The 17,313-nt window shown below is 35.0% G+C and carries 19 protein-coding genes; 9 read left to right on the top strand and 10 right to left on the bottom strand.

What is annotated here, in order from left to right; all coding sequences use genetic code 11:
• Positions 1 to 62: 62 nt before the first annotated feature.
• Both H4K33_RS07185 and H4K33_RS07180 read right to left on the bottom strand, forming a co-directional pair.
• Positions 63 to 428 carry a PUR family DNA/RNA-binding protein gene (locus H4K33_RS07185; protein ID WP_182627303.1) on the bottom strand — a complete coding sequence of 122 codons (366 nt, stop codon included), beginning with the start codon at positions 426 to 428 and terminating at the stop codon, positions 63 to 65.
• Between the two features lie 74 nt (positions 429 to 502).
• A complete protein-coding gene (locus tag H4K33_RS07180; protein WP_182647782.1) occupies positions 503 to 2,254 on the bottom strand; it encodes an ABC transporter ATP-binding protein in 1,752 nt (583 codons plus the stop codon).
• Between the two features lie 463 nt (positions 2,255 to 2,717).
• Here H4K33_RS07180 and H4K33_RS07175 point away from each other — a divergent pair, with 463 nt between their 5' ends.
• From H4K33_RS07175 to H4K33_RS07160, 4 genes are all read left to right on the top strand, one after another.
• The gene (locus tag H4K33_RS07175) at positions 2,718 to 4,037 is read left to right on the top strand and encodes an aspartate kinase (protein ID WP_182647781.1); all 1,320 of its coding nucleotides are present in this window, start codon (positions 2,718 to 2,720) and stop codon (positions 4,035 to 4,037) included.
• Between the two features lie 12 nt (positions 4,038 to 4,049).
• The gene (gene lysA / locus H4K33_RS07170) at positions 4,050 to 5,213 is read left to right on the top strand and encodes a diaminopimelate decarboxylase (protein ID WP_182647780.1); all 1,164 of its coding nucleotides are present in this window, start codon (positions 4,050 to 4,052) and stop codon (positions 5,211 to 5,213) included.
• A gap of 81 nt (positions 5,214 to 5,294) precedes the next feature.
• Positions 5,295 to 5,525, top strand: coding sequence for a hypothetical protein (locus H4K33_RS07165; protein WP_182647779.1), 231 nt, complete (start codon positions 5,295 to 5,297; stop codon positions 5,523 to 5,525).
• A gap of 265 nt (positions 5,526 to 5,790) precedes the next feature.
• On the top strand, positions 5,791 to 6,804 hold the full coding sequence (locus tag H4K33_RS07160) for a hypothetical protein (RefSeq protein ID WP_182647778.1): 1,014 nt from the start codon (positions 5,791 to 5,793) through the stop codon (positions 6,802 to 6,804).
• Between the two features lie 260 nt (positions 6,805 to 7,064).
• Here the strand turns inward: H4K33_RS07160 and H4K33_RS07155 are convergent, their stop codons facing one another.
• A complete protein-coding gene (locus tag H4K33_RS07155; protein WP_182647777.1) occupies positions 7,065 to 7,553 on the bottom strand; it encodes a hypothetical protein in 489 nt (162 codons plus the stop codon).
• Between the two features lie 136 nt (positions 7,554 to 7,689).
• Positions 7,690 to 8,913: a porin gene (locus H4K33_RS07150; protein ID WP_182647776.1), complete on the bottom strand. Its 1,224-nt coding sequence runs from the start codon at positions 8,911 to 8,913 to the stop codon at positions 7,690 to 7,692.
• 120 nt (positions 8,914 to 9,033) lie between these two features.
• On the opposite strand from H4K33_RS07150, the gene prmA reads away from it, so the two are divergent.
• Both prmA and H4K33_RS07140 read left to right on the top strand, forming a co-directional pair.
• A complete protein-coding gene (prmA, locus tag H4K33_RS07145) occupies positions 9,034 to 9,867 on the top strand; it encodes a 50S ribosomal protein L11 methyltransferase (RefSeq protein WP_182647775.1) in 834 nt (277 codons plus the stop codon).
• Positions 9,868 to 9,888: 21 nt separating this feature from the next.
• Positions 9,889 to 10,164 (top strand): ATP-dependent Clp protease adaptor ClpS, encoded by a 276-nt coding sequence (locus H4K33_RS07140; protein WP_182647774.1) that lies wholly within the window; start codon positions 9,889 to 9,891, stop codon positions 10,162 to 10,164.
• 9 nt (positions 10,165 to 10,173) lie between these two features.
• On the opposite strand, the gene prfH is transcribed toward H4K33_RS07140, so the two are convergent.
• Both prfH and H4K33_RS07130 read right to left on the bottom strand, forming a co-directional pair.
• Positions 10,174 to 10,806 (bottom strand): peptide chain release factor H, encoded by a 633-nt coding sequence (gene prfH / locus H4K33_RS07135; protein ID WP_182647773.1) that lies wholly within the window; start codon positions 10,804 to 10,806, stop codon positions 10,174 to 10,176.
• A gap of 1 nt (position 10,807) precedes the next feature.
• Complete coding sequence (locus H4K33_RS07130) at positions 10,808 to 12,199, bottom strand: RtcB family protein (protein ID WP_182647772.1); 1,392 nt, start codon at positions 12,197 to 12,199, stop codon at positions 10,808 to 10,810.
• Positions 12,200 to 12,667: 468 nt separating this feature from the next.
• On the opposite strand from H4K33_RS07130, the gene H4K33_RS07125 reads away from it, so the two are divergent.
• Complete coding sequence (locus H4K33_RS07125) at positions 12,668 to 13,414, top strand: hypothetical protein (RefSeq protein WP_182647771.1); 747 nt, start codon at positions 12,668 to 12,670, stop codon at positions 13,412 to 13,414.
• 33 nt (positions 13,415 to 13,447) lie between these two features.
• Here the strand turns inward: H4K33_RS07125 and H4K33_RS07120 are convergent, their stop codons facing one another.
• Positions 13,448 to 13,840 carry an SRPBCC family protein gene (locus H4K33_RS07120; RefSeq protein WP_182647770.1) on the bottom strand — a complete coding sequence of 131 codons (393 nt, stop codon included), beginning with the start codon at positions 13,838 to 13,840 and terminating at the stop codon, positions 13,448 to 13,450.
• A 16-nt stretch (positions 13,841 to 13,856) separates the two neighbouring features.
• A complete protein-coding gene (pyrE, locus tag H4K33_RS07115; protein ID WP_182647769.1) occupies positions 13,857 to 14,498 on the bottom strand; it encodes an orotate phosphoribosyltransferase in 642 nt (213 codons plus the stop codon).
• A 7-nt stretch (positions 14,499 to 14,505) separates the two neighbouring features.
• On the opposite strand from pyrE, the gene H4K33_RS07110 reads away from it, so the two are divergent.
• Positions 14,506 to 15,111, top strand: a complete 606-nt coding sequence (locus tag H4K33_RS07110) for an NUDIX hydrolase (protein WP_182647768.1) — start codon at positions 14,506 to 14,508, stop codon at positions 15,109 to 15,111.
• A 31-nt stretch (positions 15,112 to 15,142) separates the two neighbouring features.
• Here H4K33_RS07110 and coaD read toward each other — a convergent pair whose 3' ends face one another.
• Both coaD and H4K33_RS07100 read right to left on the bottom strand, forming a co-directional pair.
• On the bottom strand, positions 15,143 to 15,595 hold the full coding sequence (gene coaD / locus H4K33_RS07105) for a pantetheine-phosphate adenylyltransferase (RefSeq protein WP_182647767.1): 453 nt from the start codon (positions 15,593 to 15,595) through the stop codon (positions 15,143 to 15,145).
• A gap of 13 nt (positions 15,596 to 15,608) precedes the next feature.
• Positions 15,609 to 16,583, bottom strand: coding sequence for a D-alanine--D-alanine ligase (locus H4K33_RS07100; protein WP_182647766.1), 975 nt, complete (start codon positions 16,581 to 16,583; stop codon positions 15,609 to 15,611).
• Positions 16,584 to 16,708: 125 nt separating this feature from the next.
• Here H4K33_RS07100 and H4K33_RS07095 point away from each other — a divergent pair, with 125 nt between their 5' ends.
• Positions 16,709 to 17,302, top strand: a complete 594-nt coding sequence (locus H4K33_RS07095; RefSeq protein ID WP_182647765.1) for a PASTA domain-containing protein — start codon at positions 16,709 to 16,711, stop codon at positions 17,300 to 17,302.
• Positions 17,303 to 17,313: the final 11 nt, after the last annotated feature.

Here is a 17,313-nt window from a genome sequence, read left to right as displayed (position 1 = left end):
ACAAAGATAAAAAAAAAGTTCAACTCATTGAGTTGAACTTTATGTTATTTTTTTAGAGTTGATTAAATGTCATCAAATTCTACATCTGTAAAATTGTTTAAAGAATCAGACTCTTCTTTTTGATATTCTTTTTTGAAATCTTTTTGGTGTCTTTCTGAAATAACTTCTTCACCTTTGTGATTAACAACATACTCTGTCATTTCATCTAAGATATCTTTAAAGGCTGTGAAATCTTCTTTGTATAAGTAGATTTTATGCTTTTTAAAGTGAAATGATCCGTCGTCTTCTGTGAATTTTTTGCTTTCAGTTACGGTTATGTAGTAATCATCCGCCTTTGTAGCTCTTACATCAAAGAAATAAGTTCTTCTACCAGCTCTCAATACTTTAGAGAAAATCTCTTCTTTTTCTAACATTTCGTTATCTCTCATAATCCTTCTATCAATTAATTGATTTGTATATATAGCTTTCAAAAGTCTAAAAAAAATCCTAATAAACCAACTTTTTACACTATTTCTTTTTCTTTCAATTGTTTTTCATGTAACTCCGAATAATATCCTTCTTGAATAATCAAACTTTCGTGTGTTCCTGCTTGAATAATTCTTCCTTGATCTAGTACAATTATCTTATCTGCATTTTTTGCAGAAGAAATGCGATGCGTTACAATAAGTGTTGTTATGTGTTTACTGTGTTGTTCTAAGTGTTTTAGAATGCGTTCTTCGGTTTCTGTATCTACTGCAGATAAGGCATCGTCAAGCAAGAGAATTGGCGCATCTTTAATTAGGGCGCGTGCAATTGAAACACGTTGTTTTTGCCCTCCGGATAGTGTTAATCCTCGTTCGCCTAGTACGGTTTCATAACCATGCTCAAATTGTTCAATATTGTGGTGAACTACGGCCTTTTTAGCTGCTTCAATGATTTCTTCCATAGTTGCATCTTCTTTTCCGAAGCGTATATTATTGCTGATCGTATCCGAAAATAAAAAGGAATCCTGTGGAACAACGGCTACACTTTTTCTCAGATCACGAAGATTGCAATCCTCAATTGGCGTTTGATCAAAGCGGATTTGCCCCTCATCAATCGTATACATTCGGCTAATTAACGATAGTAAAGTACTTTTTCCAGAGCCTGTTTTTCCCAATATAGCCAAAGTTTCTCCCTGTTTTAGTGAAAATGAAACATCTTGTAACGCAACAATTCCAGTGTCTGGGTAGGTAAAGGAAACACGGTCAAAAACAATATTACCTTTAATTTCTGTTGGGTTGGGGTTGGTGTTGAAAATCTCGGGCTGTACATCTAAAAACTCGTTAATGCGCTTTTGTGAAGCTTCTGCTTCTTGAATCATGGAAGAAATCCATCCCAAGGAAGCAACGGGCCATGTTAACATGTTGATATATAGAATAAATTGAGCGATTACTCCAATATCAGGTAGCTTGCCATTGAAGTATAAAATGGATCCAATGGTAATCACAATCAAGTTACTCAGTCCAATGAGCAAAATCATTAAAGGACCAATCAGTGCTCCAGTCTTCGCTAATTTTAAAGATTTTTCTTTGCTGCTCTCTGTTAATACTTCAAACTCTTCTACTTTTTTATTCTCGATGGCATAGGCCTTGATCACGCGCATACCGGAGAAAATCTCTTGTGTAAATGTCGATAAAACAGACAAGTTTTGTTGAAAAATTAAACTGCGCTCGTTGATTTGTCGACTGAGTTTGAAGATAAAATAACCCAATAGTGGCAAAGGTAACAGCGAATAAAAAGTCAGTTGAGGCGAAATAATATACATTTGGGTTAGTACTACGGCAAATCGAATAAGTGTATTGATAGAATACATCACCGCCGGACCAACATATTGTCGAACTTTTCCAACGTCTTCACTGATTCTATTCATCAAATCACCCGTGCGATTTTGTTTGTAAAAACTCTGAGTAAGAATTTCATAGTGTTTAAAAACATCGTTCTTTAGATCAAACTCAATATGACGAGACATAACAATTAATGTCTGTCTCATTAAAAAAGTCAAAAAACCTGCAATAAGTGTTGTAACTAAAATCCAAAAAATGTTGGATAATAATAACTCTGTTACTTTTTCTTTGTCGAAAGCAGTAAGTTGTTCCAAAATACGGATAGAATCCCCAACTAATTTAGGCGTGTAAAGCGTAAATATTTGAGCGACAATGGTAATAATAACACCCGTTAAAAAGTGGTATTTATACTTAAAGAAATATTTATTTAAGGATTGTAAAGCACGCATAGTTTGTTTGTCTAATCTTGCAAAGTAAGAAAAAAGAAGGGTTTAAATGCCTTTTTTCTTACTTTAAAAAGTGATGGACAAATATAAACTATTATTCTTTTTTCTTGTGGAAAGGTTTTGACAAAAGTAAAAAACTAAAATATCTTTCTTTTTTATTTTTACCGTAAACCTTTGTGCTTTACCTCTTTTTATCTTCTAATTTTTCAATCATACTATAATTTACTTTTGTTAAAAATAATCTAATAAGTGGTTAATAATTTATTAATGAAATAAAAGTAAAATAAAAACTAAATATATTTGTTGCAGAAATAAAGAAGAGAAATGAATCTAATTGTTATAAAAAAGGGGAAGAAGATGAACTTACACCACTGGTCGTGAGCAGGGTCCTTTTTTTTATAAGTAACTAAAAATAACAAGGGGTTTGTCGCGAAGACAAACCCTTTTTTTTTGAAAAATAACGAGGATGAAAGTTTTAAAATTTGGAGGAACTTCTGTGGGAAGTCCAGCGAGATTTGAAGGATTATGGCCAATTATCCAGTCTCAAGTTTCAGATAAACAGGTGATTGTTCTCTCTGCAGTAGCAGGGACAACGAATGCTTTAGTGGAGATTGCCAATCAGTATGTAAACGGGAATATAACAGAAGCGCGGAAACTCGTACAAAGTTTAAAGCAAACGTATGACGTTTTTGTAGCCGAACTTTTTTCTACGTCAATTGGTAGAGATATAGGACAAGATGTAGTGGATCGTCATTTTCATTTTTTAGATGACTTGGGAAACGATTTGTTTACTTCTGTTGAAGAGCGTTTAGTCTTAGCACAAGGAGAACTCTTATCAACTACTTTATTTCATTATTATTTACAAGAAATAGGTGTTGCTAGTGTTTTGCTTCCTGCTTTAGATTTTATGCGTATGAGTGAAGATAATGAACCGGATTTAGCTTACATACAACATCATTTAGGGCAGTTGCTAGCAAAGCATGAAGCTGATACGGTTTTTATTACACAAGGGTATATTTGTAGAAATGCTTTTGGTGAAGTAGATAATTTGAGAAGAGGAGGATCAGATTATACTGCTTCTTTAATTGGAGCGGCTTTAGGTGTTGAAGAAATTCAGATTTGGACAGATATTGATGGATTTCACAATAATGATCCTCGCTATGTGTCACAAACAAAGCCAATTGCTAATTTGAGTTTTGAAGAAGCAGCAGAGTTGGCTTATTTTGGAGCGAAAATTTTGCATCCTCAAAGTGTGTTTCCTGCGCAAAAAGCGAATGTGCCTGTTCGTTTGCTCGATACCATGAATATAGAGGCCGCAGGAACTTTAATATCTTCTCGCTTTGATCATGCTGATGAGATTGTTGCAGTTGCTGCAAAAGACAACATTACAGCGATTCGCATTCATTCGTCTCGAATGTTGTTAGCTTACGGATTTTTAAGACGTGTTTTTGAAGTGTTCGAACGCTATAAAACCCCTATTGATATGATCACTACTTCTGAGGTAACAGTTTCACTGACTATAGATGATACAACAAATGTACATGCAATTGTAGAAGAATTAAATCATTTTGGATCTGTTGAAGTCGACGATAAGCAATCAATTGTGTGTATTGTAGGAGATTTTAAACGCAATAAAAATGGATATGCAACTTTGGTTTCGGAAGCAGTTAAGCATATTCCAATCCGCATGATTTCTTATGGTGGGAGTGAACACAACATCTCTTTATTACTTCCATCAACGTACAAAATAGAAGCTTTACGCGCTTTGCATCACCGATTATTTTAAAGTAGAAAAAGTATGATTTCAACCGATATAGTAGAACAATTAAAAATGGAGGAAACGCCATTGTATTATTATGATTTGTCCTTATTAAGAGAGACGATTGCTTGTGCAAAACAGGCGGCAGATCGCTGGGGATACCACATTCACTATGCGATAAAAGCCAATAATAATCCGCGAATCTTGCAAGAAATAAGCCAACAGGGATTAGGAGCAGATTGTGTTAGTGGATTGGAAATTGAACACGCTATTGATCAAGGGTTTACAGCGAAGAATATCGTGTTTGCCGGAGTTGGTAAGACGGATAAAGAAATCCGAATCGCCTTAGCTCAACAGATTTTAGCTTTTAATGTTGAATCGCTTGATGAATTAAAAGTGATTGGTTCTCTTGCAGAAGAAATGAAGACACAAGCTCGTATAGCGTTGCGTATTAATCCAAATATTGATGCACAAACCCATCATTATATAACAACAGGCCTAGACGAAAATAAATTTGGGATTATGATGCATGAGTTAGAAGACTGTCTTACTTGGATTCGTACGCATGCAACGGTTTTAACTTTGGTTGGTTTGCATTTTCACGTAGGATCGCAAATTACCGATTGGAATGTGTTTAAGCGGTTGTGTTTGAAAGTGAACGAATGGAATGAGTGGTTTGTAGATCGTGGTATTACCGTGCCGATACTCAATGTCGGTGGAGGTGTAGGGGTGAATTATACAGATACGACCAGCGATCCTATCGTTGATTTTGAAGCTTTTTTTGCCATTTTTAATCAGTTTTTAACCCCTAAAAAAGGACAAGAAATACACTTTGAGCTGGGAAGATCCCTCGTTGCAACTTGTGGAAGTTTAATCAGCCGCGTTTTGTATATCAAAAACGGAGTGAAAAAAAACTTTGCCATTCTCGATGCGGGAATGACAGAATTGTTGCGCCCTGCTTTGTATCAAGCTTACCACAAAATAGAGTGTTTAACTGTACGAGAATCTCAAGAACAACAAAGTATATACTATGATGTTGTGGGACCTATCTGCGAAAGCAGTGATTGTTTCGGCAAAAATGTGGCATTACCCGAATTAACTAGAGGCGACCTGATCGCTATTCGTTCCGCAGGTGCCTATGGAGAAGTGATGTCTTCTCGTTACAACTTGAGACAACCGCTGAATTATTATTTTAAAGAATAAAGTCTTTTGTAGTTGTTATTAGAAATTCTTTGTTAAATTTGATTGTAATAAAAATAGAACTTTAATTTAATCCCAAGTAAAATGAAATTAGGAGATATCGACGTAGCAGGAGAATTAATCGATTTAAACTTTCAATTATTAAGAACACAAATCTTATTGGAAGAAGTACTAAAACACAATGCAGAAACATTAAAATTGCCTTCACCAGAAGCGATGAATGAAATTAATGAATTTGCTTTACAATCCATTCAAAAGAAATTTCCAAATATGAATATTGCTAAAAGGGACGAAGAGCAACCTAAAGCAGAATAAGAACAAAAAAAGTCGTGATTTGCTCACGACTTTTTTTATTTCTCTTCTTTGACCTTCTACTTCTATTGCGCAAGTAATTTTTTGATCTTTCTTATTGGCGAGGACTTCGTAGTGTTAAATAGATTATTGTTTGATTTTTGTAAAAAATGAACAAAAATCATTTTATTTTTGTGTTTTTGTATTTTTTATTTAAAATAAATGTAGTTTTTTATTAAAAATTAATTAAAATGTTATATTTTAATGTAGAATATTAATCTAATTTATTATGAAAAAAATAATTCTATTAACCTTTTCTACTATTGCTTTATTGTCCTGTAATAAAATTGACGATGACTCTAAACAAGAATTTAGTAAATCGGAGCAAAATGATTTAGTAACTCCCGATCTTATGAGCTACAGTTATGTAGATTTAAAAAAAGTTTTTTATCAGTATGCCCAAAGTAATTGGCAAGAAAATATTGATCAATTAGAAAGATCGTTTTTTGAAGCGCAGTCTAAAGGACTTTTTTCTGATGAAAATAGTATTAACGACAAAATAGTAGATATTGAAATTCAATATAATTTCAACTTTTCAAAGGAAGTATCTGTGGTTTTATCAAATTTGTATAGTTCTATTTTCAATACAGAAATCAAGACATTGAAAGAAGTTTTCGATACTGAAAAAAGTAAGTTTATCAATAATAAAGATTTGACACTTAGAGATTATGAAGTATTGAATCCCATATTTGCATCGTTTGAGGCAAATATAGATTTTCTTCTTCTTCAGTATAATTTTACCAAGAATGAAAATCCTCGAAAATCTTTGTTTGGTTCAAATCCAAAATATACGAGTTGGTTAGACTGTATGACACAAAAGGGTGGTGCTCCAATAGCTAGAGGTTTAGTTGAGGGGGCTATAGGTGGTGCTATAGGTGGTGCTATTGCCGGAGCAGGCGGTGGTACTGTAGCTGTACCTATAATAGGAACTACAGTAGGTGCTGTAGGTGGAGCAGTTTTTGTAGGTGCTGCTGGAGCGAGTACGGGTATGTTAGGAGGTTTTTTATGGGCTAGTGTGGATTGCTTTACTCAAACACAAGGAGGAAGTGGTTCTGGAAATTGTGTACTCTTGGGGACTATCGACCCTATTGATCCAAGATATAAGGGAATGAATTACCCTAAAGTTATTCGTTCTCAAATGAGCCCCTCTCAGGAAGAAATTATACTCAGTGAAATTCAGAATTCCCTCAGAGATTTGCAAAGAGTCTCTTTGAATAGTAAAGTTAGAATTACTATAAAATAATTTAAAATACAATGAAACATGTTTTTGTTACAGTAGGAACCTTGTTATTTTTGTTTTCTTTTTACTTTCAAAATAGTATAAAATTAGTCATAGCATCCGGGCATTGTTTTTATAAAGATTGGTTGTTTTATGTCGCTTTATTGATTTCCTTTTTAGTGAGCTACACAATAAGCTCAATCTTGATTAAAAGGAAATAAGCTCAGCTTTTATTTTAAGATAACAAAAAAAGTCGTGATTTACTCACGACTTTTTTTTATAGATTAACTGCAATGATTCGAATTCCAATTAGCATGACCTCGACCTTCCCAGCATTGATAACTTTGTTTGATTTTTGTAACGTGGTATTGTCCTTCTTTTAGATTAACTGTCATCACCACTTTTTTTGCCTTCATTGAATCATCGTTTATGCCATCTTCAACTAAGGTAACTAAAGTAACCGAGGTGTCAGACATTTTTAAAACAGTAATATCATAGCTGTATTTTCCTTCTGCATGGGTATCTTCAGGTGCATAAAAACGCATGATATTTTCTACAGAAGTGAGTTTCTCTCTTTTGATAGCCTCATTTAACTCATCTAATGTATCTTGTTTGATCAATTCATATTCTTCTATCGCTGAATCAAGTTTAACTTGATCTACAGGAGTGCTCGTTTCTACCTCAGTAGGAGTGGAAGAAGTGGATTTGTCTTGACATCCCATTGTACCGACTCCAACTAGTATAATGCCGAAATAATAAAATAATCTATTCATAGCTAATTAGTTAAGATTGTTACTATTATAAATATAATTAAAAAAACAGAATTTTTATATATTTTTTTTACAAACTAATAGAAGCCGTTGTTTTATTGCTTAAAAAAATGGAATTGCAGTAATAAAATAACAAGAATTAGATTCCAATTTCAAATTGCATTCTAAAATACCAGTTGTTTTTACCTGCTCCTTGATAGAAGTCTAATTGATCATAACTAACTTCTGCTTGCAACTTGAAAGCGTGTTCCCATAAGTATTTTGTAACGCCTAAAGTATACTGTGTCGTATTGGGTAAGTTTAACTGTTCATGGAGTTGTGTTTTCATCTTTTGTGTAGAAACACGACCAATAAATTCGTAATTGCTTGGTAAGATATAACTCAATTGATAATCCATTCCATGACCTGCAAAAACGTAACTATTGCTTTTAGTACCGTCTAGTTGTGTTTGGTAGGTGATCGCATCATCTACATTTCTATTCATAAAGGAAACCATTCCCGCCCAACCATTGTACTTTAAGATAGCATCAGCCATAAAAGAATTAAGATTTCTAGGTTCATAGAGTTTTGTTCCTGTTTGCCCTTGTGAGTTTTCAGCGTTGTTGTTGTGTGAAAACGTTCCAGCAAGCATTAATTTAGGTTTAGCTTCTCGAGCAATATCTCCTTCGAAGTACGCTCCATTATTTTTAAAACTTCCCATCGGAAATAATTCTACACGACCTGTTAAGGCATAACTATCGCTTTCAGAACCTTGGAAATTTCTTCCATGTCCTGTGGAAACAGCTGTTTTAATGACATAACCAAATTTGTCTTTTCGCTCTTGATGATAGTAAGCCTGAATACCAAAATCGCGATCGATATTAAATTTGGCGTTATTGATAGAGCGATCTGTCAATTGTAAAGCTCCGGATGAGTTGATGCGTTGTCTGTTTCCAGGTAGCTTTGTTTGTCCGAAAATAAAACTCCAATTCTCATTCGGACGATAGGTCATTGCTGCATCTCTAATAATATTCACCGATTCTCCTTCCACTGTTTTTCCCATGTCTTTAGGGGCAAAGGACAATTGGATAACGTATAAGAATTTAGGATTCCCTACATAACCGTCGAAACGCAAACGCAAACGTCTAATTTCTCCTTCGTACTTTGTTTTTCCACCGTCGTTTTCCATGAAGGTTAAACGGTTTTGCATGCGAAAACGCAAGTTTAGTTGAAAAATACTGTCTGCAGATGTGATTCCAACACCTTTACCAAAATTGTAGTAAGGCAATTGTGCAAGTTTAACATCGTTAGTTGCAGTTTCAATTTTCTGTGCTATTGCGTTAAATGAAAGTAACGTCAATATTAATAAATAGATCTTTTTCATGTGTTCGTGTGTTGAGTTTGCAAAAATAAGATTAGTTTTGTTTCTGCATTTATATCGTTGTTATCGAAATGTAAGTTCAATGTTATTAAATGGTTAATTAAAGATAGTAAAGAAAACAGCATGTCATATATTGGATATCATTTTACAGTAGAGCCTATGGTGCCTGGTGTAGAGATTCTTATCGCAGAATTAGGGGAAAAAGCATTTGAGAGTTTTGAAGAAACAGCCATAGGCGTTAGTGCTTATGTACAACAAGACTTATGGACAGAGGATATTTTGGAAGATATTTTCATTTTGCAATCGGATCAATTTACTATTACCTATAGAAAGGAAGAAATTGAACAAGTGAATTGGAATGAGGAATGGGAGAAGAATTTCGATCCAATTGACGTGGATGGTATATGTTATATTCGCGCACCTTTTCACGAAAAAACACAGGCACAATACGATATTGTAATTGAGCCTAAGATGAGTTTCGGAACAGGACATCACGAGACAACCTATATGATGGTACGTCAAATTTTAACCAACGATATGCAAGATAAAGTTGTGTTAGATATGGGATGCGGAACAGCTATTTTAGCAATCTTAGCGGCTATGCGTGGAGCAAAACACGTAGATGCTATTGATATTGATAATTGGTGTTATTTAAATTCTATAGAAAATGCTGAGCGCAATGCTTGTGCTAATGTTGAAGTGTTTGAAGGTGATGCCTCTATTTTGGTTCAAGAACCTAAATACGATGTAGTATTAGCCAATATCAACCGCAATATTTTGCTGAACGATATGGATCACTATATCAAAACAATGAAGGAAAATGCAGAAATTTATTTCAGCGGATTCTATACAGAAGATGTGGCTAGCATCAAAAAAGCAGCAGAAGAAAAAGGTTTAACCTTTGAAAATCAATTAGAAAAAAATAATTGGGTATCTTTGAAGTTTAAAAAGCGTTAGTCATATTAAAATACGAATAGTATGAGTACAAAGGAAATAGTTGAAGAAAAAATTGATGTATCTGAATTGCTCGACGGTCAAAGTGAAATCATCTTGTATAATGATGATGTCAATACGTTTGATCACGTTATCGATACGTTAATCAAAGTGTGTGATCATACAGCAGAACAAGCAGAACAATGTGCTATTTTAGTTCATTATACTGGAAAGTGCACAGTGAAGACGGGTGAGTTTAAAAAATTAAAACCACAATGCCTACAATTGTTAGACGCAGGATTGAGTGCAGAAATACAATAAAAAAGGGAGCTATAGGCTCCCTTTTTGTTTAAAATCTAACCCCACAAATACTTTAATGGGATTTCCTCTTGCAATCTGCATTTGGTTTAACCAAGTGTTTTTCTCTCGTTTTTCTTTTGTAGCTTCGTTGATCTGGGCTATTTTTTCTTCCAATCGCGTCCGTGCTAATTTCTTGTTCTGATGTTGTGATCGACTGTCCATAGCGGTTACTTGTAAACCGGTAGGTAGATGCGTCACGCGTACGGCAGAACTGACTTTATTAACGTGCTGTCCTCCTGCACCAGAACTGCGAATCGCCTGATAGGATAAATCGCTCTCTGCTAATGCTTCTCTTTCTTTAGCTTCGTCGCTTTGAAAAATTCCAATAAACCAGTTTTTTCGCTTGTGCTTCGGACGAAAAGGACTTGTGCAGATCCACTGTATACTTCCTAACCATGATTGTGTAAAAACCAATAGTTTGCGTTCGTCTTCACAATTGAGTTCAATAAAAACGGAATCTGAATCGCAGGTTGTCTGTTCTTGATACGTTGCTGTTATCTCTTGTTGGTTTGCTTCTTTGACGAAAATAGCAGCAATTCGAGTTACAGCAAATGTACATTCAGCAGGACCTCGACCTGAGGTAATTTGTATTATCTTTTTCATCTTACTTATCCATGCGTACAAATTTAGGCGTAAACGTGCCTAGTGTTCTTACTAAATCTTCTTGGGCTTGCATAACGGCATGAATGTCTTTGTAGGCCATTGGCGCTTCGTCAACGCTACCGCCAAGGAGCTGTACACCTGCCGTTTTTAAGGCCGCTTTAATATCGCTTTTGGTGAATTTACTCTTACATGCATTTCTTGAATGTAAGCGACCTGCTCCATGTGAGGCCGAATTCAAACTCGTTTCATTTCCCAAACCTTCCACAATAAAACCAGGCGTTGTCATTGAGCCCGGGATAATTCCTAATTGCCCCTTTGCCGCAGGAGTAGCTCCTTTTCGGTGAACAATGAGTTCCTGTCCGTTGATCACTTCTTTCCATGCGAAGTTGTGGTGATTTTCGATTGTAAATGCAATTTGTTTGCCCAAAGCTTTGGCTATTCGCCGATGGATATCATCGTGACAAGCTTTTGCATAATCTCCTGCCAAATTCATAGCCAACCAGTATTCTTGCCCATCGTGTGTATCGAGATCTAACCATGCTAAATGTTGCGCATTACTCGGTAATGGACATTGTTTGGTCGCTAAATAGGTATAGTGTTTAGCAATATTTGCTCCTAAACCCCTCGAGCCACTATGCGATAATACCGCAATATAACTACCAGGTTCTAATTTCCATTCAGGCTTGGTTTCTGTTAAATGTACTACGCCAATCTCTACAAAGTGATTTCCACTTCCCGATGTTCCCAATTGCTTATATGCCTTGTCTAACAACCCTTTTACAAAGGGGATATTTTTGAAAGCATCGCGATAGAATACTTCGTGATCCACTTTGTTTTGGTGGGTTTCATACATCCCAAATTTAGTGTGATCCGATAAGATATTCATCAACTGATGATCCTTGCCCTTGAGAAAGTTTGCGGGTAAATTAAATACAGATAAACTCATCCTACATCCAATATCTACCCCAACACCATAGGGAATAACGGCATTGTTTGTCGCTAATACGCCCCCTATTGGTAGTCCATAGCCATAGTGTGCATCGGGCATTAATGCTCCTGCTGTTGCAACAGGAAGTTTTAGAGCAGTATATAATTGATACTTGGTTTGTTCATCAATGGCATCTGCTCCAAAAATGGAGAAGGGTGCACGTGTATGCATCAGTTCTTGTTTCTTAATCTCTACTTGTTTGACCAGGCTTTCTGCTACTTTTCCCCAAATACCATCACCTAAATACGTTTCGGGGTTTTGTAACACTTGTTTTGCTTCTCTAAGTATAGCGTCTTTGTTTTCTTTTTTCTTATAACGACTAATAGTACCTAAAGCAATATTAATTGTATTATTCTGTGGAAAACCTAATTGAATAAGGTCTTTTCCTGAAAGTTTCCTTCCCATGATTTTTTGTTTAATTGACTATAAAGGCAACTCGTGAATAAGAGTTGCGTGAACTTGGTTGGTGTTCGACCAACGTGTCAATTCGGGTTTTCTGTAAAGGGTCCGGAATAAACAAAAAAAAGCCCGAATTTACATCTTCGGGCTTTTCATATATTAAGTAATCTGATTTACTACAGTGAAGTACCACGAAGATACACCCAAGCAACCTGTGCTGGTGTGAACAATGCCGATGTAGAATTTAGTACAAACATTTTTTCTTCGTTTTTTTGTGTTAAACTTATTTGAATGCAAATTTTGCAAAAACTTTTTGATATAACCAACTATAATTTAATTTTTATTTTTAAAACAGATGTACGGCTACTAAAAAACTAAAAACTAGAGGTTAAGAAGAAAATCAAAAAAGAGAATAGCCAAAGGAAAAGTCGGCTGTTGATAAGATTTGTCTATTTTTGTAAAAAAATAATCACGATGAAAAAGTTAATAGGATTAGCCGTAGTCATGGGCTTTATGTTGCAGTCATGTGTAACAACAGAAGAGGTAACAGTAAAAAAAGATGGAGTAATAACGTATGCCATGGATATGGATTTTTCTGAATTGCTACAAACAATGCCTAGTGCGAACGGAGGAATGTCTGGAGATGTAAAAAAAGCGTTAGACTTAATTAATGGAGAAGAGTTGTCAGTTGATCAATTATTGGATATTAGCTTGCTAGAAAGTAAAAATCCAGAGCAAAAGAAAGACAGTATTCTCAAAGCTAATCCTGATTTACTCAAAAAAACGGAGAATCTGAGAATGCGCGTAATGATGAATGATTCGATCGGAAATATTGGATTGAAAGTTATAGCTAAAAGTGCTTCGGAACTCAATACATCTTTGGCGAATCTAAAAGAATTAAGTGCCTTAGGTGAAGGAAATGGAAAGAAATTAGATGCGCCTGAATTTGTTAAGCATTCAACATATGATTGGAAGAAGAAAACACTACAACGCACCATTTCAGTTAAACCAGAAGATGCTGCAAAGAGTTTAGGAGAAATGGGACAGATGGCCGCAATGTTTACTTATAGAATTAAAGTGAGTTTTGAGCAACCTATTAAATCGGTATCTTACCAAGATGCAATGATCTCGCAAGATGGTAAATCGTTTGTCAAAGAATTTAAAATGTCAGATGTTATTGCTAATCCAAAGATATTAGAGTATAAAGTAGAATTGAAATAAAAAAAAGAGCTTGATTTTTCAAGCTCTTTTTTTTTATAATTTATTCATGTTTCCTGCTAAAGCTTCGATGAATTTTCCGATAGGTCCTTTTACCATCATCGCCATCATTGGGTTGAAATTTCCTTCAAAGTGAAGTTGAATTTCTGTGTTGTTCGCGTCAACTTCAGTGATATCTCCTGTTAGTGTAAAGGGTAATTTATCACTTGCTGCACCTAAAACAATCTTAGAATGAGGTGTAGCCTCTTTTTTCTTTAATTTGATTTCTGGCATTCCCTTTAAAGCGAAAATGAATGAATCATCTCCTGTTACTTCAAATTTTGCTATAGATTCAGGCATTAATTTTTCGAAGTTCTTTACGTCTGATAATGCGTTAAATATATATTCAGCGGATTGCGCTACTTTTACTTTTGGACTTTCTAATTGCATATGCTTATTTCTTTAATTATTGATTCCATTGCGATGGATTAACTCTCCATTCTTGTAGTGTTTCTAAATCAGAAGCAGAAATGTAATTTTGTTTCACTGCATTCTCCAATAGAGAAGAATAATTGCTCAACGTTGTTAGTTCAATTCCGGCTTGAGCGAAGTTGTCTTTAGAAACTTGAAATTCATAAGTGAAAATAGCAGCCATTCCCAAAATTTCAGCACCGTTTTCTTTTAGGGCTTCCACTGCTTGTAAGCTACTTTTTCCTGTACTGATCAAATCTTCAATTACAACTACTTTTTTTCCTGCTTCTAATTGACCTTCAATTTGATTTTGTCTTCCGTGTTTTTTTGGTTCAGGACGAACATATACAAAAGGCAATTGTAAAGCTTCTGCTACTAATAACCCAATTCCGATAGCGCCAGTTGCTACACCAGCAATTACATCAGGTTGACCATATTTTTCTACAATGTGTTTCGCAAACTCGTCTTTTAAGTATTTTCTTATCTCTGGATAAGACAACGTTATGCGGTTATCACAATAAATAGGTGATTTCCATCCAGAAGCCCATGTAAAAGGATTTTTTGGATTTAATTTAATTGCGTTAATTTGCAGAAGTAATTCGGCAGTTTGTTGAGCTGTTTCTTTAGTAAAAATCATAATACAAATGTATAAAGTTTTTGTAAACGATAAACCGTTGTTTCTCACTGATAAAATTGAGAAAGAAACCGATTTTCAGTTGTTCTTGTTAGACAGTGTTGATATTGACAAAATTATCATTAAATATTTTCAAAATAAAATTGATAAGGCATTTTTATATCATCCAGACGAAAAAGCAATGATGAAAAAGCTAAAAGAGAAGATTCCTGTTCAAAAAGCAGGAGGAGGAGTGGTTTATAATGAAGAGGGAAAAGTGCTTTTTATTAAGAGAAATGGCAAATGGGACTTGCCTAAGGGCGGTATTGAGAAATACGAAGAAATAGAAGAGACTGCAGTTCGCGAAGTTGAAGAAGAAACGGGAGTACGTCAACTAAAGGTAACCAAGAAGCTACCAAAGACATACCACGTATTTAAACGCAATGGCAAGTATCGATTAAAAATTACTAGTTGGTTTGAGATGACCACTGCGTATCAAGGAGAACTAAAGGGTCAAATAGAGGAGGGGATTGAAGAAGTGGTTTGGTTTGACAAGGCGCAGATTAAGGAAGCCATGGCTAACTCGTATGAAAATATAAAACTATTAGTAGAAGAAGCAGGTTTGCTGAGTGAATAAAAAAAGTCGCCGATAGGCGACTTTTTATTTTTTATATTCGTACAGGTTCTGGAACTAGTTTGGTATAATCTCCATTGTTGCGAATAACATCGCGTACAATACTTGAACTAATGAACGAAGTACTTGCAGCAGTGAGTAAGAAGACCGTTTCTATTTTAGTCAAGAAGCGATTGGTGTGTGCAATGGCTTTTTCAAATTCAAAATCTGCCGGATTTCGCAATCCTCTTAAAATGAATTGTGCCTTTTTTTGGTGACAAAAATCAGTGGTTAGCCCTTGATACGTTTCTACTTTTATTTTGGGTTCATTGGCAAATGTCTTTTCAATAAAAACTTTGCGTTCTTCTAAACTGAACATGTATTTTTTGTCAGCATTTACACCAATGGCAATAATGATCTCATCAAAAAGAGGCAATGCTCTCTTAATAATGTCGTAATGCCCGTTCGTGATTGGATCAAAAGATCCTGGGAAAACAGCTCTTCTCATACTTTAAGAATCTTTATTTTTGCAAAGCTAATGTAATTGCATTGCCAAACAAATCAGACAATGGAATTTTAGCTTCAGCAGCTTGTTGAGGTAAAATACTTTCTCTTGTTAATCCTGGAACGGTATTCATCTCCAATAAAAAGGGTGTATCGCCCACAATGATAAATTCACTTCTCGAAAAGCCATCCATTTTTAGAATACGGTAGATTTTGATTGCAATATCTTCGATCTTGGCTTTGATAGTATCGTCTATTCGAGCTGGTGTGATTTCTTGAGATTTGCCTAGATATTTAGCTTCATAATCAAAAAAGTCATTTTCACTTACAATTTCTGTAATAGGTAACACAATAACTTCTCCTTTGTAATTGATTACTCCAACAGAAACTTCAGTTCCCTTTAAAAAGCTTTCGATCAAGATCTCATTATCTTCTTTATAAGCAACTTCAATCGCTTGTACAAGTTCTTCTGTTGTATGGGCTTTAGAAATACCAAAGCTCGAACCGGAGCGATTCGGTTTAACAAAACAAGGCAACCCAACGCGTTGAATGATTTCTTCTGGGTTGATTTCGTCTCCCTTATTTAAATAGTAAGAAATAGCTGTTTTAATGCCGTAAGGTTTTAAAACAGATAACATATCTCTTTTATTCATCGTTAAAGCTGCCTGATAGGCATTACACGAGGTATGAGGCATTTGAATCAATTCAAAGTAAGCCTGTAACAACCCGTCTTCTCCAGGTGTTCCATGAATGGCATTGAACACTACGTCAAAAGAAATTTTTTGTCCTTTATACTGGACTGAAAAGTCGTTCTTATCTACGGGAAATTCCTCGTTGTTCTCATCGACATAAACCCATTTATCGCGAAAAATATGGATTTTATAAGGCGTGTATTGCGCGCGGTCTAAGGTGTCAAATACCACTTGACCACTTTTTAGTGAAATTTTAAATTCACTCGAATAGCCCCCCATAATTACTGCTACGTGCTTCATATACCAAGGATGTTTGAAGTTAGATTGATAAAAGAATTGGATTAAATTGTTTAAAACAAATTTATAACAAAACACAGAAACAAAAAATCTTTTCGATTTTATATCTTTGTCAAAAATATATCCCTATGAAATTAGTTCAATTTTTGAAAAGTAAGAGCTTTTTAATTTCTTTGGCAGCGGCCATCTTAATCTCAATTGTGGGCGTATTAGGCCTATTGAAATGGTTGAAAATAACAACGAATCACGAACAGCGTATTGAGGTTCCGAATGTTATGAAGCTAGATGCCTTTCAAGCTGAACAAGCACTCGATCAAAAAGAATTGCGTATGGTGGTGTTGGATACGTTGGATTACAACAAGAATTATCCGCCATTAACTGTATTGGAACAAGATCCAATGCCTGGTTCAAGTGTAAAAGAACATAGAAAAATATACGTTAAGATTAACGCCTCAGGTTATGGTAAAGTAATTTTACCTGAATTAGAACAGTTAACGTACAGACAAGCTAGTTCGACGATTGCTTCAATGGGATTGAAAGAAGGAACAAAATCATATGCTACTTTCATAGGAAAAGATGTTGTTTTGGGGATTTATCAAAATGGCAAAAAATTAAAAAAAGGAGATTTAGTTGTGAAAAACTCTAGAATTGATTTTGTTTTAGGTGATGGAAAGGCTGGATTATCAGCAGAACAATTGGATGTAGCTCCAGATATTGATTAAGATAACATAAG

The organism is Myroides sp. WP-1 (assembly GCF_014145635.1).
In the GTDB taxonomy this organism is placed as follows: domain Bacteria; phylum Bacteroidota; class Bacteroidia; order Flavobacteriales; family Flavobacteriaceae; genus Flavobacterium.
This window is presented reverse-complemented; position numbering and strand designations above follow the sequence as displayed.

Excerpts from the sequence above, each read along its gene's own strand:
- pyrE (WP_182647769.1), bottom strand. The coding sequence starts at position 14,498 with ATGATTTTTACTAAAGAAACAGCTCAACAAACTGCCGAATTACTTCTG.
- H4K33_RS07110 (WP_182647768.1), top strand. The coding sequence starts at position 14,506 with ATGTATAAAGTTTTTGTAAACGATAAACCGTTGTTTCTCACTGATAAA.
- H4K33_RS07175 (WP_182647781.1), top strand. The coding sequence starts at position 2,718 with ATGAAAGTTTTAAAATTTGGAGGAACTTCTGTGGGAAGTCCAGCGAGA.
- H4K33_RS07165 (WP_182647779.1), top strand. The coding sequence starts at position 5,295 with ATGAAATTAGGAGATATCGACGTAGCAGGAGAATTAATCGATTTAAAC.
- H4K33_RS07125 (WP_182647771.1), top strand. The coding sequence starts at position 12,668 with ATGAAAAAGTTAATAGGATTAGCCGTAGTCATGGGCTTTATGTTGCAG.
- H4K33_RS07100 (WP_182647766.1), bottom strand. The coding sequence starts at position 16,583 with ATGAAGCACGTAGCAGTAATTATGGGGGGCTATTCGAGTGAATTTAAA.
- H4K33_RS07130 (WP_182647772.1), bottom strand. The coding sequence starts at position 12,199 with ATGGGAAGGAAACTTTCAGGAAAAGACCTTATTCAATTAGGTTTTCCA.
- H4K33_RS07180 (WP_182647782.1), bottom strand. The coding sequence starts at position 2,254 with ATGCGTGCTTTACAATCCTTAAATAAATATTTCTTTAAGTATAAATAC.
- H4K33_RS07155 (WP_182647777.1), bottom strand. The coding sequence starts at position 7,553 with ATGAATAGATTATTTTATTATTTCGGCATTATACTAGTTGGAGTCGGT.
- H4K33_RS07120 (WP_182647770.1), bottom strand. The coding sequence starts at position 13,840 with ATGCAATTAGAAAGTCCAAAAGTAAAAGTAGCGCAATCCGCTGAATAT.
- H4K33_RS07185 (WP_182627303.1), bottom strand. The coding sequence starts at position 428 with ATGAGAGATAACGAAATGTTAGAAAAAGAAGAGATTTTCTCTAAAGTA.
- H4K33_RS07150 (WP_182647776.1), bottom strand. The coding sequence starts at position 8,913 with ATGAAAAAGATCTATTTATTAATATTGACGTTACTTTCATTTAACGCA.
- H4K33_RS07160 (WP_182647778.1), top strand. The coding sequence starts at position 5,791 with ATGAAAAAAATAATTCTATTAACCTTTTCTACTATTGCTTTATTGTCC.
- prmA (WP_182647775.1), top strand. The coding sequence starts at position 9,034 with ATGTCATATATTGGATATCATTTTACAGTAGAGCCTATGGTGCCTGGT.
- H4K33_RS07095 (WP_182647765.1), top strand. The coding sequence starts at position 16,709 with ATGAAATTAGTTCAATTTTTGAAAAGTAAGAGCTTTTTAATTTCTTTG.
- coaD (WP_182647767.1), bottom strand. The coding sequence starts at position 15,595 with ATGAGAAGAGCTGTTTTCCCAGGATCTTTTGATCCAATCACGAACGGG.
- lysA (WP_182647780.1), top strand. The coding sequence starts at position 4,050 with ATGATTTCAACCGATATAGTAGAACAATTAAAAATGGAGGAAACGCCA.
- prfH (WP_182647773.1), bottom strand. The coding sequence starts at position 10,806 with ATGAAAAAGATAATACAAATTACCTCAGGTCGAGGTCCTGCTGAATGT.
- H4K33_RS07140 (WP_182647774.1), top strand. The coding sequence starts at position 9,889 with ATGAGTACAAAGGAAATAGTTGAAGAAAAAATTGATGTATCTGAATTG.